Source organism: Rhizobium sp. AG207R (assembly GCF_027109195.1).
Classification (GTDB): Bacteria; Pseudomonadota; Alphaproteobacteria; order Rhizobiales; family Rhizobiaceae; genus Rhizobium; species Rhizobium dioscoreae.
This window is the reverse complement of record NZ_JAEPVT010000006.1, coordinates 139,590-155,091: the sequence shown is the minus strand read 5'-3', so window position 1 is coordinate 155,091 and position 15,502 is coordinate 139,590. Positions and strand designations below refer to the sequence as shown.

Here is a 15,502-nt window from a genome sequence, read left to right as displayed (position 1 = left end):
GCGGCGAGGCGGCGCACGTCGATCGGGCGCCGCCGCCGATTTCAGATCTTGCCGCCAGCCTCGGCGATGACTTTGGTCAAGCTTCCCGTTGCCGGGAAGAGGGGGATAAGGCACGCCTGCAGGGCGTGATAGATGTCGCCCTTGCCCGGGAACAGCGTGTGAGCAGGAACGAGATCTTCCGTCAGTTCCTCATGCCAGCCGCCATTGGCACGATCGATAAAGGCCTGGCCGATTACGCTCCAGATCTTGCGGTAGCTTTCTTCGTGGAAATCGCTCGGGACGTGTTCATTCAGATAGTGAGCCGCACCGGCACCCTCGCATGCAGGCCACCAAAGCTTGTTGCGCTTTGCCGGAACATCTTCCCAGTCGAGCGTATAGAAGAATCCATTCTTCTTATTGTCCCAGCCGAGTGACATGGATTGGGAGAAGAGACCCTTGGCTGCTTCCGGCATCCAGTCATGACGCTTTTCCCCAAGCGCCCAGAGTTGCAGGATGAGACGCGCCCATTCCAGCCAATGCCCCGGCGTCGTTCCCGATGGACGGAACATCTCGTTGCCGCGGTAATTCTTGTCGAGCACCCAATCGGCGTTGAAGTGTTCGGCAACGCGCCAGCCGACGGATCCAGCCGAACGGCGAATGACGAGATCGGCAATGCTTTCTGCTTTTTCGAGATATGTCTTGTCGCCGGTCGCTTCGAATGCGGCCATCAGGGCTTCCGTCAGGTGCATGTTGGAGTTCTGGCCGCGATAGGTGCCTCCGTCGATCAACGACCAATCTCGATTGAATTCCTCGGCAATCGCTCCGTGCTTCGCTTCCCAGAACTTAGTATTCAGAATTTCCGTGACATCTGCCAACATGCCATCGGCCAGTGGATGGCCGATCGTCTTTGCGGATGAGGCAGCAAGCAGCACAAAAGCGTGGCCGTAGCCCTGCTTGCTGGAATCGACGGGGCCGTCATTGTTCAGCAACCAAAAGTAGCCACCATGCTCCGTGTCGCGATGATGATTCCATAGATAGTTCATGCCGTGGTCGACAATTTCGTTTGCGCCGGGACGACCGAGCAACGACCCGATCGAGAAGCAGTGCACCATGCGGGCGGTCGAATGAATGCCGCGCACGGGATTTGCCTTATCCAACGGCTTGCCGGCATCGTCCATGTCGTAGAAGCCGCCTTTGGGATTGACGGCGCGGTATTGGAAGAAATCGAAAAGCGCGTCCGCTTGATCAAGCAGCCAACGCCGATGGTAGGCGCGCGTGCTCCAGTTTCCGAGCGCTGCGGGTTCAACCTGTATGTTCATGCCGTCCTCCATGGATTCTTTTCCCGACGCCGTATAGCGCCGCCCGAAAGCGCTGTCATGGCGTTATGGACGAAACTGTGTCGTCGGCACTGCGTTGTCCATGGTCGGATCGGCAATTAACCCATGGTGCGGTTATTTTCCTGAAACGGCCGGAAGGATGGACGCATCGTTCTTGCTATCAAGTGGTTAAAAGCATAGATATGTTGACATAAAGATATCTTTATGTGATCTGATTGTGAAGTCGCAATCAGGCCAGAGGAGTTCGCTTATGTTTGACAATCTTTTTGGTTCGGGAACGGCGAAGCGCGACGGCAGCGAGGTGTTTGAGGCCTTGCGAAAGGCTGCGAGCGAGCGAATCCTCGTGCTTGATGGCGCCATGGGCACACAGATTCAAAGCCTTGGCTTTGACGAAGATCAGTTTCGCGGTCATCGTTTCGTCGGCTGTGCCTGCCACCAGAAGGGCAACAACGACCTTCTCATTTTGACCCAGCCCGGTGCGATTGAAGAGATACATTATCGCTACGCCAAGGCGGGCGCCGATATTCTGGAGACCAACACCTTCTCATCCACCAGCATCGCGCAGGCGGACTACCAGATGGAAGGTGCAGTCTACGACCTCAACAAGGAGGGCGCGGAAATTGTGCGCCGAGCGGCGATCCGCGCCGAGCGTGAGGATGGCAAGCGCCGCTTCGTTGCGGGCGCCATCGGTCCGACCAATCGGACCGCCTCCATCTCTCCCGATGTCAACAATCCTGGCTATCGTGCGGTTACCTTTGATGATTTGCGTCTTGCCTATGGCGAGCAGATCGATGGCCTGATCGATGGTGGTGCCGATATCATTCTGATCGAGACGATTTTCGATACGCTGAACGCAAAAGCGGCGATCTTTGCCTGCGAAGAGCGTTTCGAGGCCAAGGGCATCCGTTTGCCCGTCATGATTTCAGGCACCATCACCGATCTTTCCGGGCGCACGCTGTCCGGTCAAACGCCGTCGGCCTTCTGGAATTCCGTGCGCCACGCCAGCCCCTTCACGATCGGTCTCAATTGTGCGCTTGGAGCCAATGCCATGCGGCCGCATCTGCAGGAGCTTTCCGCAGCCGCGGACACCTTCATTTGCGCCTATCCTAATGCCGGATTGCCGAACGAATTCGGTCAGTATGACGAGACGCCCGAGATGATGGCCGCTCAGGTCGAGGAATTCGCCCGCGAAGGTCTGGTCAATATCGTTGGTGGCTGCTGTGGCTCCACGCCCGAGCATATTGCGGCGATCGCTCAGGCGGTTTCGAAATATCCGCCGCGCCAGCTTACCGAACATCGGCCGTTCATGTCGCTCTCCGGTCTCGAGCCGTTCGAGTTGACCAAGGACATCCCGTTCGTCAACGTCGGCGAGCGCACGAATGTCACCGGTTCGGCGAAATTCCGCAAGCTGATCACCAATGCCGATTATACGGCGGCGCTTGCCGTTGCTCGCGACCAGGTCGAGAATGGTGCGCAGGTCATTGACATCAACATGGACGAGGGCCTGATCGATTCTGAAAAGGCGATGGTAGAGTTTCTCAACCTCATCGCCGCCGAACCGGATATTGCCCGCGTTCCGGTCATGATCGACAGTTCGAAGTTCTCGATTATCGAGGCCGGCCTGAAATGCGTTCAAGGCAAGCCGATCGTCAACTCCATTTCGCTGAAGGAAGGCGAGGAGAATTTTCTCAAGCAGGCTCGATTGATGCGCATGTACGGCGCAGCGGTCGTCGTCATGGCCTTCGATGAGACAGGTCAAGCTGATAGCTACGAGCGCAAGGTCGAGATCTGCTCGCGTGCCTATAAACTGTTGACGGAAGTGGCGGGCCTGTCGCCGGAAGACATCATCTTCGATCCGAATATCTTCGCCGTTGCGACGGGTATCGAAGAGCACAACAACTACGGTGTCGACTTCATCGAAGCGACGAGGACGATCCGCCAGACGATGCCGCTCGTTCATATTTCCGGCGGTGTCTCAAACCTGTCCTTCTCGTTCCGCGGCAACGAACCCGTTCGCGAGGCGATGCATGCCGTGTTCCTCTATCACGCCATTCAAGCGGGTATGGACATGGGCATCGTCAATGCCGGGCAGCTTGCCGTCTATGACAATATCGATCCGGAACTGCGGGAAGCCTGCGAGGACGTCGTGCTCAACCGCCGTCCGGACAGCACAGAGCGTCTGCTTGAGATTGCCGAACGCTTCCGCGGTTCCGGCAGTAAGGAGGCCAAGGCACAGGATCTTTCCTGGCGCGAATGGCCGGTGGAGAAGCGGCTCGAACATGCATTGGTCAACGGCATTACCGAATATATCGAGGCCGATACAGAGGAAGCGCGCCAGGCTGCTGAACGGCCGTTGCATGTCATCGAAGGCCCGCTGATGGCCGGCATGAATGTCGTTGGCGATCTCTTCGGTTCGGGCAAGATGTTCCTGCCGCAGGTGGTGAAGTCCGCCCGTGTGATGAAGCAAGCAGTTGCCGTGCTGCTTCCCTACATGGAGGCCGAGAAGCTCGCCAATGGCGGCGACGGAGAGAGGAAGTCGGCTGGGAAGGTGCTGATGGCGACCGTCAAGGGTGATGTCCACGACATCGGCAAGAATATCGTCGGGGTCGTGCTCGCCTGCAACAATTATGAGATCATCGATCTTGGCGTCATGGTGCCGGCGACGAAGATTCTCGAAACTGCGATCGCAGAGAAGGTCGATATTATCGGCCTGTCGGGGCTCATCACGCCGTCTCTGGACGAAATGGTGCATGTCGCTTCCGAGATGGAGCGGCAGGGCTTCGATATACCGTTGTTGATCGGTGGCGCTACGACGAGCCGCGTCCACACCGCGGTGAAGATCCATCCCGGTTATCACCGGGGGCAAACCGTCTATGTTACGGATGCGAGCCGTGCCGTTGGCGTCGTATCCGCTCTGCTATCGCAGGATGCGCGGCAGGGCTATATCGATACCGTTCGGGCTGAGTATTCCAAGGTCGCGGCCGCCCACGCGCGCAGCGAGGCGGAGAAGGTGCGCCTGTCGATCGCAAGGGCGCGCGAGAATGCCGAGAAGGTGGAGTGGTCTGATTACAAGCCGGTCAGACCGCAGTTCTTCGGAACCAAGGTGTTCGAGAGCTACGATCTTGCCGAATTGGCGAAATATATCGACTGGACCCCATTCTTCCAGACCTGGGAGCTCAAGGGACGTTTTCCGGCAATTCTCGAAGACGAGAAGCAAGGCGAGGCCGCACGCCAGCTTTACAGCGATGCGCAGGCGATGCTGGAAAAGATCATCGCGGAAAACTGGTTCCGCCCACGCGCCGTCATCGGTTTCTGGCCGGCGGGCGCGGTCGGCGACGATATCAGGCTGTTCACCGACGAAAGCCGCAACGAGGAGCTTGCAACCTTCTATACGCTGCGGCAGCAGCTGTCGAAGCGGGACGGTCGTCCGAATGTCGCGTTGTCGGATTTTGTGGCGCCGGTTTCCAGTGGTGTCGGCGATTACGTCGGCGGTTTCGTTGTTACGGCCGGTATCGAGGAGGTGGCCATTGCCGAACGCTTCGAGCGCGCCAATGACGATTATTCGTCGATCCTCGTCAAGGCACTGGCCGACCGCTTTGCCGAAGCGTTCGCCGAGCGGATGCATGAGCGGGTGCGTCGAGAGTTCTGGGGCTATGCCGCGGATGAGAATTTTACGAGCGAGGAGCTCGTTCAAGAAGCCTATGCGGGCATCCGTCCAGCACCGGGCTATCCGGCGCAGCCCGACCATACCGAGAAGGATACACTTTTCCGCCTGCTGGACGCCGAAGCGGCAACGGGCGTAAAGCTCACGGAAAGCTATGCGATGTGGCCGGGTTCTTCCGTTTCGGGCATTTATATCGCTCACCCGTCTTCCTACTATTTCGGTGTCGCCAAGATCGAGCGCGATCAGGTCGAGGACTACGCTGCCCGCAAGGGCATGCCCGTGGGCGAGGTGGAGCGCTGGTTGGGTCCGGTTCTCAATTATGTGCCGGAGAAGCGCGAGGCCGCGGTCGACGACGCAGCCTGACCGCGAGTCATGTCAAAGACTTGCCGAGTTTAGCTTAGAATTTGATTCTATATAAAAGCGCCACCTCAGCCATTCGGTTGGGGTGGCGCTTTTTTTGATTCTGGGATTTTTACGGTCTTGCAGACGTAAGCTAATTTGCGCCAATCGTCAGTTCCGCGACGAAATCATAGGCGTCGCCGCGATAGAGCGACCGGGTGAATTCCACTGCGCGGCCGGAACCGAGATAGGAGATGCGCTCGATCGAAAGGCCGGCAGCGCCGACGGGAACGCCGAGCAAGCCCGCATCGGCCTCCTTCATGTTGGTCGCGGATATGCGCTGCACCGCGCGAACAGGGCGCACCTGACGCTTTTCCAGCTCTGCGTAGAGCGATGTGGTCACGACAGACGGATCCGGCAGGAATTCGCCGGAGACGCTGGCATGCTCGATCGCCAGTGGCTGGTCGTCGGCAATGCGGAGACGGCTCAGCCGCGATACCTTCGTGTCGGCGGCAAGGCCGAGGATCATCATCTCATCCGGGGAGGGCGTGTGGATGCCCTTATGCAGCCATTCGGAGCGAGCTGTCATCCCGCGCCGCGCCATGTCCTCGGTAAAGGATGTCAGCTGCGACAGCCGCTGCTCCACCTTTGAAACGGGTTTTGCGACGAATGTGCCCGAGCCGTGGCGGCGGACGAGTACGCCTTCGGCGACGAGGTCGTCGATTGCCTTGCGGACAGTGACGCGGCTGACCGCAGCAAATTCGGCAATGTCACGTTCCGGCGGCAGTGCATCCCCATGCTTCAGCCTCCCGACCTTCACTGCCTCCTCGAGCGTGCGGCGCAGCTTGACGTAGAGCGGGCCTGTGCCGCCCACGGAAAGGCGCTCCGGCGAGAAGATTGCACTCAAATCTTCGGTCATGCCCTGTTTTCCTCTCCGCCCCGCAGCAATTTTGCTGCCAGTTCCACGGCGCCGCGCAAGACATCGCCCTTGGGTTCGGCCAGAATCGCCTTGTGACGCTCGTCGAGCCAGGGACGATAAGCCTGAGCGACGCCGCCGAGAAGGCAGATCGAAGGGCATTCCGGCCAAAGCAGCGCGTCCAGGCTTTCGGTTATCGATTTTGCCGCAGCTCTCACGATGTCGATGGCGACCGCATCCTCCATTCCGGCATATTCGAAGATAACAGGCGCATAGCGGGCAAAATCCTTGGGCTTGGAGGCGTGCGCAAATTCGACGATCCGTTCGGGATCATTGCCATATTCCGCCATGATCGATGCCGTCAGCGCTGAGCCGGGTGTCACCCGGTCATGCGCCAGAAGCGCTTTTTCGAGCAGATCGCGACCAAGGCGCGCGCCGCTTGCCTGATCGCCGACGACAAACCCCCAGCCGCCAATGCCCCAGCTTTTGCCGCCGCGGCGGGCATTGTAGACAGAGCCGGTGCCAAAGGCGCCGATAACGCCATCGGCGTCGCCAAGCGCGCCTTGAAGGGCGATGGTCGCATCGGTGACAACATGCGTGCTCGCAAAGGGCAGGGCGCCTTCGACCTGCTTACCATAATTGCCGACATTGGCCCCGGCGGTTCCGATAATGGCAGGCAATTCCCGCAGCAGTTCAGGGGCGAGGTTCGCATCGATCAAGGCCTGCTTTGCCGAGGCGACGATATGTATCAGCGAGTTTTCCAGATCGGAGAGGATGTTCGCCGCGCCGGCTTTGCCGGTGCCGAGCACCTTTCCCGCAGCGTCTATGACAGCCGCCCTGCAACTCGTGCCACCGCCATCGATACCAATTGCAAACTGCCCCATCACGCCTCCGGATGCCGCCTGTTCCCCGTTTTTCCATACAATACCAAAAAAATACCATTTACCAATAGGCAAGGCAGGCATTTTTGATTGTTTTTATCCCATTGAATTGCCTTGTTAAATTAATGAGCTCCAATCTTTTTGTATCCGAAAGTTAAATTCGGCTGGACAATTGGTATTTTTTTGGACTTAATTCGGTCCAAGGGAACAGTGCGAACGGACATCGGCAAAGCCGGCAGAAAAACAACAGCCGGTAAGTGAGGCGGAAGGGCGCGCATCTCGTCGTTGCGCCAGGCCGTTAGGGATCAGGAGGATCCCGTTTTGACGTTCGTCATAATTTTCCCGCGTGGTTCTTGCTGTGTCTCCGTCCAGTGGCGGCAACGGCAATTGATTGGGCTAATCGGGCGCAAAGCCTCTGAAGCCTTTTGCATGGAGGGGTCGGCAATATTGGCGGTCCCTATGGAGCGCTGACCGTCTCCTCGGACAGGCCAGCGGATTTTCAGATCGAGAACAGCGCCTTGCCATGGCGCGGAAAACAGGAGAGGGAAATGAAAACCAATGTTCTGAAAGGCTTGCTTCTTGCATCGAGCCTGCTGACTTCCGTCAGCCTGGCGCATGCGGCCGATGTGACGCTGACGGTCGAAAGCTGGCGTAACGACGACCTGCAGATCTGGCAGGAAAAGATCATCCCGGCTTTCGAGGCGAAGAACCCGGGGATCAAGATTGTCTTCTCGCCGACGGCTCCAACCGAATACAATGCATCGCTGAACGCCAAGCTCGATGCCGGTTCAGCGGGCGATATCATCACCTGCCGTCCGTTCGACGCCTCGCTCGACCTCTTCAACAAGAAGCATCTTGTCGATCTGACCAAGCTGAAGGGCATGGAAAACTTCTCGGCTGTTGCCAAGGCTGCCTGGTCGACCGATGATGGCAAGTCGACCTTCTGCGTGCCGATGGCTTCGGTCATCCACGGCTTCATCTACAACAAGGACGCTTTCGACAAGCTCGGCCTGAAGGTACCGACAACGCGTGACGAGTTCTTCGCCGTTCTCGACAAGATCAAGGCTGATGGCACCTACATTCCGATGGCGATGGGCACGAAGGACCTCTGGGAAGCCGCAACCATGGGCTACCAGAACATCGGCCCGAACTACTGGAAGGGTGAGGAAGGCCGCAAGGCCCTGATCGCGGGCAAGGAAAAGCTGACGGACGCTCCGTGGGTCGATCCCTACAAGGAACTGGCCAAGTGGAAGCCCTATCTCGGCGACGGCTTCGAAGCGCAGGGCTATGCCGACAGCCAGAACCTCTTCACGCTCGGCAAGGCTGCGATCTATCCGGCCGGCTCCTGGGAAATTGCTCTCTTCAACACCCAGGCGCAATTCAAGATGGGCGCCTTCGCGCCGCCGGTCGCAAAGGCTGGCGACACCGCCTACATCTCCGACCATCCGGATATCGGTGTCGGCCTGAATACGAAGAGCAAGCACCAGGAAGAAGCCAAGAAGTTCCTCGACTGGGTCGCTTCCGACGAGTTTGCAACCATCTATGCCAACTCGCTGCCGGGCTTCTTCAGCCTGAACTCGCATCCGGTGAAGATGAGCGATGCGCTCGCCCAGGAATTCGTTTCCTGGCGTGACAATCACAAGTCGACGGTTCGTTCCACCTATCAGATCCTGTCGCGCGGCACGCCGAACCTGGAAAATGAGACCTGGACCGAATCCGCAAACGTGATCAACGGCACGGACACTCCGGAACAGGCTGCCGAGAAGCTCCAAAAGGGCCTCGACAGCTGGTACAAACCAGGCAAGTAAGCATCGCATGATGTGGGCGAGGGGCCTTTCAGGCGCCTCGCCCTTTTCATTATCTTGAGTAATTGGCGATTATTTCGCCGTTACATTCGACACGCCTGATGTCGCTTCCATCCGGCCAGAGCCGGGGCAACGGGCGGATTTGAACCTTTGCACTGCCGTCTCATCAGGCAGCCAAGAAAAACAGGCAGAAAGCCATGAGCGACGCCGCGACATCAGACGCCCTTGACGTAACGCCGATCAGGCGCTCCAAGCGCTGGCACATCCTCGTTTTCCTTTTCCCGGCCTTTGTCGTCTATACGGCGGTCATGATCCTGCCGCTGATCGAGACCTTGCGGCTGTCGCTTTACAATGTCGTCGACAATCAATCCGTCTTCGTCGGCCTGAACAATTTCAAGGTCCTGTTCGGCGACGATCGCTGGTCGCATGATTTCTGGAATGCGCTGCGCAACAACCTGATCTTCTTTGCCATTCATATGTGCGTGCAGAATCCGATCGGTATTGCGCTGGCGGCACTCCTGTCGCTACCGAAGCTGCGCTTCGTCGCCTTCTATCGCACGGCCATCTTTCTGCCGACGCTGCTGTCTTTCGTCGTCGTCGGCTTTATTTGGAAACTGATCCTTTCGCCGCTTTGGGGCGTAGCGCCCGAGCTGCTGAATGTGATCGGCCTGAAGTCATTTTTCGCGCCTTGGCTCGGCAGGCCGAGCACTGCCCTGATTACCGTGGCTCTTATTTCGGTCTGGCAATATGTCGGCATTCCGATGATGCTGATCTATGCCGCGCTGCTGAACATTCCCGAAGAGGTTATCGAGGCGGCCGAATGCGACGGCGTCACCGGCTGGAGCCAGTTCTGGAAGATCAAGCTGCCGCTGGTGTTGCCGGCGATCGGCATCATCTCGATCCTCACCTTTGTCGGCAATTTCAATGCGTTCGACCTGGTTTATACCGTACAAGGCGCCCTGGCGGGGCCGGATGGCTCGACCGATATCCTGGGTACGCTGCTTTATCGCGTTTTCTTCGGCTTCCAGCTGCAGCTCGGTGACCGCTCGATGGGCGCGACGATCGCGACGGTGATGTTCCTCATCATCCTGGCAGGCGTTTCCTTCTATCTTTTCATCGTACAGCGGCGCATCCGTCGCTACCAGTTCTGAGGAGCGCGACCCATGTCCAAGGCACGCACTTCCACCCTTCGCACCGGCCTCGTGCATCTGGCGCTTATCGCCTATACGCTCGTAGCCATCTTTCCGGTGTTCCTGACCGTCATCAATTCGTTCAAGGATCGCGCCTCGATTTTTCGCGCGCCCTTGAGCGTCCCGACGCCGTCCTCCTTCAGCATGATCGGCTATGATACCGTTCTGAAGCAGGGAGATTTCCTCACCTATTTCCAGAACAGCTTTATTGTCACGATCGTCTCGATCATCCTGACGCTGCTGTTCGGCGCGATGGCCGCCTTCGCGCTGTCGGAGTACCGCTTCCGTGGCAATACGGTCATGGGCCTTTATCTGGCGATCGGCATCATGATCCCGATCCGCCTCGGCACCGTTGCGATCCTGCAGGGCATGGTGGCCGCCGGCCTCGTCAACACGCTGACGGCGCTGATCCTTGTCTATACGGCACAGGGTCTGCCTCTCGCGATCTTCATCCTGTCCGAGTTCATGCGGACGGTTTCTGACGACCTGAAGAATGCCGGCCGCATCGACGGCCTCAGCGAATATGCGATCTTCTTCCGCCTCGTCCTGCCGCTGGTTCGCCCGGCGATGGCGACGGTTGCCGTCTTCACCATGATCCCAATCTGGAACGATCTTTGGTTCCCGTTGATCCTGGCGCCGAGCGAGGCGACAAAGACGGTGACGCTCGGATCGCAGATCTTCATCGGCCAGTTCGTCACCAACTGGAATGCGGTGCTGGCGGCGCTGACGCTCGCTATCCTGCCGATACTCATCCTATACGTCATCTTTTCGCGCCAACTCATTCGCGGCATTACCTCCGGAGCAGTCAAGTGAGCCTATCTGAAAAGCCAATCCGCGTTCTCGTTGCCGGCCTTGGCAATATGGGCCGCAGCCATGCACTGGCCTATCACAACAATCCGGGCTTCGAGATCGTCGGCCTCGTCAACCGCTCCAAGCGGGAGCTGCCCGAGGAGTTGCGGGGATATACGGTCCATCCGGATTTCGAGACGGCGTTGAAGGAGCTGAAGCCGGACCTCTGCTCTATCAATACCTATTCCGATAGCCATGCCGATTTCGCCGTCATGGCCTTCGAAGCCGGCTGCCACGTCTTCGTCGAGAAGCCGCTGGCCACGACGGTCGAAGATGCCGAGCGTGTGGTCGCGGCGGCAAAGAAAGCCGGCAAGAAGCTGACGATCGGCTATATCCTGCGCCATCATCCCTCGTGGATGCGGTTGATTGCCGAAGCGCGCAAGCTCGGCGGCCCCTATGTCTTCCGCATGAATCTCAATCAGCAATCGAGCGGTCCGACCTGGGCGACGCACAAGGCGCTGATGCAGATGACGTCGCCGATCGTCGATTGCGGCGTGCATTATGTCGACGTCATGTGTCAGATCACCGATGCCAAGCCCGTCGAGGTGCGCGGCATGGGCCTGCGGCTGACGCAGGAGATCAAGCCGGAAATGTATAATTACGGCCATCTGCAGGTGATCTTCGAAGACGGTTCCGTCGGCTGGTACGAGGCCGCCTGGGGTCCCATGATCTCGGAGACGGCCTTCTTCGTGAAGGATGTCATGTCGCCGAACGGCTCGGTTTCGATCGCCATGGATCAGAACGCCAAGTCCGACGATATCGACATGCATACGAAGACATCCGTCATCCGGCTGCATAGCGCTGAAACGGGACCCGACGGCCAGTTCATCCGGCCGGATCAGGACTTGCATATGGACGGCGAACCGGGTCACCAGGAACTGTGCAACTTCGAGCAGGCCTTCATGCTGAAGGCCATCCGCGAGGATCTCGACCTCAATCGTCATATGACTGATGCCGTTCAATCTCTGCGCATATGCCTCGCTGCCGATGAGAGCGTGCGCACCGGCAAGCCCGTTTATCTATAAGGACAAAAGACTGTGGGATCGCTTCAACTGAAATCCATCCGCAAGGCCTATGGTACGCATGACGTGCTGAAGGGCATCGACCTCGAGGTAAAGGATGGTGAGTTCGTCATCTTCGTCGGTCCTTCCGGTTGCGGCAAGTCGACCCTGCTGCGCAGCATCGCAGGTCTCGAAGATGTGACCTCCGGTGCCGTGCTGATCAACGGCCAGGATGTGACTGTGACGCCGCCCGCCAAGCGTGGCATCTCGATGGTCTTCCAGTCCTATGCGCTCTATCCGCATCTGACCGTCAAGGACAATATGGGCCTGGGTCTCAAGCAGGCCGGCACTGCGAAGGCGGAAATCGACAGCCGTGTCGAGAAGGCGTCCAGCATGCTGTCGCTCGCACCTTATCTCGCCCGCCGGCCATCGGAGCTTTCCGGCGGCCAGCGCCAGCGCGTCGCCATCGGCCGCGCGATCGTGCGCGAACCGGAGCTTTTCCTCTTCGACGAGCCGCTGTCGAATCTCGATGCGGCGCTGCGTGTGCAGACGCGCCTCGAAATCGCCCGGCTGCATCGCAGCCTGCAGGCAACGATGATCTACGTGACCCACGATCAGGTCGAAGCGATGACGCTTGCCGATAAGATCGTCGTGCTCAATGCCGGTGCGATCGAGCAGATTGGCTCGCCGATGGAGCTTTATAACCGCCCGGCCAATACTTTCGTTGCCGGCTTCATCGGCTCGCCGCAGATGAATTTCATCGCGGCCGAGCGTCTCGGCGAAAGCGGCGCCAAGACCGTCGGCATCCGCCCCGAGCATATTACGCTATCACGCGATCGGGGCACATGGGCCGCCAAAGTCATCCACGTCGAGCATCTCGGCGCGGACACCATCATCTATCTGGAGTCGGAGACCACCGGTCTTCTCACGGCGCGTCTCTTCGGTGAACACAAATACGAGCCGGACGAAATGGTTTATGCGACGCCGGATGCGAACCAGATGCATCGTTTCGATGTGAACGACAAGGCGATCCGGGCGTGAATGGCCCCACCGAGAGGAGGCAATAGGCTCCGTCTCGGCTGCATCTCGTCCGCTTGAGTTGCATCGTCATTCGCTTTGCGGCCGCGGAGGATCGCCCGCTGTCAGAGCAGCCCGCTCAATGACTTCGGCTATGTGGACGGAAAGGGCGGGGTCGGAGACGGCGCGGGCAAGCGTCAGACCACCGCTCAGCGTAGCGAGAAGAACGATGGCACGATCCTCTGCCGTTGTTTCACCAGAGCTTGTGTTCTCCGGCAGGCCGGCAGCGACATCGGCGATGAGTTTTTTCAATTCCACCGTATAGGCGCGGCGCGTTTCCTCGTCAGCACGCATGACATCGGGGGAAAGGCTTGGCAGTGTGCAGCTGTCCCCGAGATCGCAAGTCCGCTTGTAGCCGAGGTAAAAGCTGGCGAGCGCCTTCAACCAGTCTTTCGGCTGGTTTTGCCTGAGCGTTAGGATCGCTTGGCGCAGCTCTTCCAATCCTTCCACGACGGCGGTGCGAAACGCTTCGCTCTTGGACTTGAAGTGTCCGTAGAAGGCGCCGTTGGTAACGCCGGCCGCTTTCGTCAGTGCATCAATGCCTGCGCCGCCGTAGCCTTCCCTGCGAAAGACTTGCCCTGCAGCAGCGACCACCCGCGTCCGGGTCTCTTCCTTATGTTCGGCGCTGTAGCGCATTGCTATCTCCATTGAGAGCGATCTCTCTTTATTGCTTGCATAGAGAGCGATCGGTATGTATCGTTAAAGAGTGATCGGTATATATCAATTGCCGTCATAGGTCCAACAAGGAGATACCCCATGCCCATTACACTTACCGTGTCCGAAGGACTGCTTTCATCCGAAGCGCAGGCAAAAGCTTTTGCCGGACTTACGGGTGCAGTCCTCGATGTTGCCGGCCTGACCGGGAATGAATTTATGACGGCCAATGTCATCGGCTCGATCAATGTGCTTCCGGCCGCACATGTGCTGGCAGCCGGAAAGCCCGTCGCTGCAGCCTTCATCGAACTCAAGTTGCCCGAAATCGCGCTTGCGACCACCGAAGCCAAGCGCGCTTTCATTGCAAGGGCGACTGATGTCGTCGAGCAGGCGGCCGAAGGGCGGATCAAGCGTGAGCATATCTGGTCGAACATCGTCTATGCGCCTGAGGGTGCTTGGGGCATTGCGGGACAAAGCTACAGCAATGCCGATCTGGTTGGCGCTATTGCGAGCGCCGCAGCGCCTGAGGTTGAAGCTCATCGCGCGTGAGATGAGATAATACCGGGCGGCTGCGTGGGCCGCTCGTCCGACAACAAGGGAGGCAGGAGATGCAACTCGCCAATTATCTGTTTTTCACGACGCATTGCGAGGAAGCGCTTGCCTTCTATACAGTCTGCGGGCTCGGCGAAGTGACGCTGTTGGTTCGTCATGGTGCTGATGGGGTGCCGCTTGCCAACGAAGCGATGCGGGGCAGGGTTATGCACGCTCGCTTTGAAGGGGCAGGCGTCTCGTTCTTCGCTTCCGACAATCACGATGCCGAACCGATGAGAGGTTCGGCTCATATGCTCATGATGGATGACCGAGAGAGCACCGAGAGGATGTTTGCTCGATTGGCTGAGGGCGGCGCGGTGACGACGCCACTCGCCGTTCAGCCTTGGGGCAGCTACTACGGCAAGCTGACGGACCGGTTCGGCGTGCAATGGATGGTAGACTGCCTGCAATAGGAGCTAACTGATCACGCGCGAAAGATTATCATTATTAGTCCAGTCGTCCGGACGAATTCATGCAACTGTCATTAGGTGGAGTTATAAAGGGTTCAGTTCACTCCAACAGCGAGAGCATGATGACAAGCGCAGCAACGACTTACGCGACATGGCACAAGGAACCGCAGGGCGACGCCGCCATGGCAGAATCGCATAGCCCTTATTGGCGTCACTTCATTGAGACGGTGCCGGAGCGGGATTTCTCCTCGAAGACCGTCCTGGATTTCGGCTGCAACCGTGGCGGCTTTCTACGGCTGCTTTATGCCATGCGACCGTTCCGACGCGGTGTCGGCATCGATATCGCCTCGGAGTCCGTGGCTGCTGCTGTCGAAGCCGCAGGCAACATGCCGCTCCAGTTTCATGTAACGACCGACCTGGCGCCCTTTGCCGACAGCTTCGACGTGGCTTTCAGCTATGAGGTGATCTATCTGCTGCCGGAGTTGAGAGAGCATGCCGAGGGAATGTTCCAGGCCATGCGCAATGGGGGCGTCTATTACGCGGTGACCGGTTGCCACAATGAAATGCCGCTTTGGCCAAATTGGCTCGAGCTGATCGGCAACAACAGCAACGCGCCCATGCAGGATCGTTCGCCACAGGACTATATCGAAGCCTTCACGGCGGCCGGCTTCGATGTTTCGGTCAGGCGTTTCGGCTATGATGGTTTTGTGCGTGCCACCAAGGATCGGAAATATTATCCGAGCATTCTCGATGCATTGAGCTATCCAGCCGAATACAAGCTGCTGTTCCGGCTGGAGAAGCGTATCTGA

Annotated in this window: 13 protein-coding genes; 9 read left to right on the top strand and 4 right to left on the bottom strand. The window is 58.4% G+C overall.

Translation table 11 applies throughout. The features are described from left to right. Positions 1 to 41: 41 nt before the first annotated feature. A complete protein-coding gene (locus JJQ51_RS15685) occupies positions 42 to 1,298 on the bottom strand; it encodes an AGE family epimerase/isomerase (RefSeq protein ID WP_113352051.1) in 1,257 nt (418 codons plus the stop codon). A 268-nt stretch (positions 1,299 to 1,566) separates the two neighbouring features. Between JJQ51_RS15685 and metH the strand changes: the two genes are divergently transcribed. After that, complete coding sequence (gene metH, locus JJQ51_RS15680) at positions 1,567 to 5,343, top strand: methionine synthase (protein WP_113351927.1); 3,777 nt, start codon at positions 1,567 to 1,569, stop codon at positions 5,341 to 5,343. 130 nt (positions 5,344 to 5,473) lie between these two features. Here the strand turns inward: metH and JJQ51_RS15675 are convergent, their stop codons facing one another. Both JJQ51_RS15675 and JJQ51_RS15670 read right to left on the bottom strand, forming a co-directional pair. Further along, positions 5,474 to 6,238 carry a GntR family transcriptional regulator gene (locus tag JJQ51_RS15675; protein WP_145632591.1) on the bottom strand — a complete coding sequence of 255 codons (765 nt, stop codon included), beginning with the start codon at positions 6,236 to 6,238 and terminating at the stop codon, positions 5,474 to 5,476. Next, positions 6,235 to 7,119 (bottom strand): BadF/BadG/BcrA/BcrD ATPase family protein, encoded by an 885-nt coding sequence (locus JJQ51_RS15670; RefSeq protein WP_113332862.1) that lies wholly within the window; start codon positions 7,117 to 7,119, stop codon positions 6,235 to 6,237. Before JJQ51_RS15670 ends, JJQ51_RS15675 begins: the two co-directional genes overlap by 4 nt. Positions 7,120 to 7,664: 545 nt before the next feature. Here JJQ51_RS15670 and JJQ51_RS15665 point away from each other — a divergent pair. The 5 genes from JJQ51_RS15665 (at position 7,665) to JJQ51_RS15645 (ending at position 13,002) form a co-directional block, all read left to right on the top strand. Continuing rightward, a complete protein-coding gene (locus JJQ51_RS15665) occupies positions 7,665 to 8,924 on the top strand; it encodes an ABC transporter substrate-binding protein (protein WP_113332863.1) in 1,260 nt (419 codons plus the stop codon). Between the two features lie 194 nt (positions 8,925 to 9,118). Then, entirely contained in the window at positions 9,119 to 10,072 is a 954-nt protein-coding gene (locus JJQ51_RS15660) for a carbohydrate ABC transporter permease (protein WP_113332864.1), read from the top strand. A 12-nt stretch (positions 10,073 to 10,084) separates the two neighbouring features. Further along, positions 10,085 to 10,924, top strand: coding sequence for a carbohydrate ABC transporter permease (locus tag JJQ51_RS15655; RefSeq protein WP_113332865.1), 840 nt, complete (start codon positions 10,085 to 10,087; stop codon positions 10,922 to 10,924). Further along, positions 10,921 to 11,985, top strand: a complete 1,065-nt coding sequence (locus tag JJQ51_RS15650; RefSeq protein WP_269244871.1) for a Gfo/Idh/MocA family protein — start codon at positions 10,921 to 10,923, stop codon at positions 11,983 to 11,985. Before JJQ51_RS15655 ends, JJQ51_RS15650 begins: the two co-directional genes overlap by 4 nt. A 12-nt stretch (positions 11,986 to 11,997) precedes the next feature. Beyond that, positions 11,998 to 13,002: an ABC transporter ATP-binding protein gene (locus JJQ51_RS15645; RefSeq protein WP_269244870.1), complete on the top strand. Its 1,005-nt coding sequence runs from the start codon at positions 11,998 to 12,000 to the stop codon at positions 13,000 to 13,002. Positions 13,003 to 13,068: 66 nt separating this feature from the next. On the opposite strand, the gene JJQ51_RS15640 is transcribed toward JJQ51_RS15645, so the two are convergent. Continuing rightward, positions 13,069 to 13,674 carry a TetR/AcrR family transcriptional regulator gene (locus JJQ51_RS15640; RefSeq protein WP_113332868.1) on the bottom strand — a complete coding sequence of 202 codons (606 nt, stop codon included), beginning with the start codon at positions 13,672 to 13,674 and terminating at the stop codon, positions 13,069 to 13,071. 120 nt (positions 13,675 to 13,794) lie between these two features. Here JJQ51_RS15640 and JJQ51_RS15635 point away from each other — a divergent pair, with 120 nt between their 5' ends. The 3 genes from JJQ51_RS15635 to JJQ51_RS15625 all read left to right on the top strand — a co-directional run bounded on the left by JJQ51_RS15635 (position 13,795) and on the right by JJQ51_RS15625 (position 15,502). Beyond that, a complete protein-coding gene (locus JJQ51_RS15635) occupies positions 13,795 to 14,241 on the top strand; it encodes a tautomerase family protein (RefSeq protein ID WP_113332869.1) in 447 nt (148 codons plus the stop codon). Between the two features lie 59 nt (positions 14,242 to 14,300). Further along, positions 14,301 to 14,696, top strand: coding sequence for a VOC family protein (locus tag JJQ51_RS15630; protein ID WP_269244869.1), 396 nt, complete (start codon positions 14,301 to 14,303; stop codon positions 14,694 to 14,696). 119 nt (positions 14,697 to 14,815) lie between these two features. After that, the gene (locus JJQ51_RS15625; RefSeq protein ID WP_269244868.1) at positions 14,816 to 15,502 is read left to right on the top strand and encodes a class I SAM-dependent methyltransferase; all 687 of its coding nucleotides are present in this window, start codon (positions 14,816 to 14,818) and stop codon (positions 15,500 to 15,502) included.

What these genes read in the sequence shown, in the direction of transcription:
- JJQ51_RS15630 (WP_269244869.1), top strand. Translation starts at nt 14,301, where the DNA reads ATGCAACTCGCCAATTATCTGTTTTTCACGACGCATTGCGAGGAAGCG.
- JJQ51_RS15685 (WP_113352051.1), bottom strand. Translation starts at nt 1,298, where the DNA reads ATGAACATACAGGTTGAACCCGCAGCGCTCGGAAACTGGAGCACGCGC.
- JJQ51_RS15655 (WP_113332865.1), top strand. Translation starts at nt 10,085, where the DNA reads ATGTCCAAGGCACGCACTTCCACCCTTCGCACCGGCCTCGTGCATCTG.
- metH (WP_113351927.1), top strand. Translation starts at nt 1,567, where the DNA reads ATGTTTGACAATCTTTTTGGTTCGGGAACGGCGAAGCGCGACGGCAGC.
- JJQ51_RS15665 (WP_113332863.1), top strand. Translation starts at nt 7,665, where the DNA reads ATGAAAACCAATGTTCTGAAAGGCTTGCTTCTTGCATCGAGCCTGCTG.
- JJQ51_RS15670 (WP_113332862.1), bottom strand. Translation starts at nt 7,119, where the DNA reads ATGGGGCAGTTTGCAATTGGTATCGATGGCGGTGGCACGAGTTGCAGG.
- JJQ51_RS15635 (WP_113332869.1), top strand. Translation starts at nt 13,795, where the DNA reads ATGCCCATTACACTTACCGTGTCCGAAGGACTGCTTTCATCCGAAGCG.
- JJQ51_RS15660 (WP_113332864.1), top strand. Translation starts at nt 9,119, where the DNA reads ATGAGCGACGCCGCGACATCAGACGCCCTTGACGTAACGCCGATCAGG.
- JJQ51_RS15675 (WP_145632591.1), bottom strand. Translation starts at nt 6,238, where the DNA reads ATGACCGAAGATTTGAGTGCAATCTTCTCGCCGGAGCGCCTTTCCGTG.
- JJQ51_RS15640 (WP_113332868.1), bottom strand. Translation starts at nt 13,674, where the DNA reads ATGCGCTACAGCGCCGAACATAAGGAAGAGACCCGGACGCGGGTGGTC.
- JJQ51_RS15625 (WP_269244868.1), top strand. Translation starts at nt 14,816, where the DNA reads ATGACAAGCGCAGCAACGACTTACGCGACATGGCACAAGGAACCGCAG.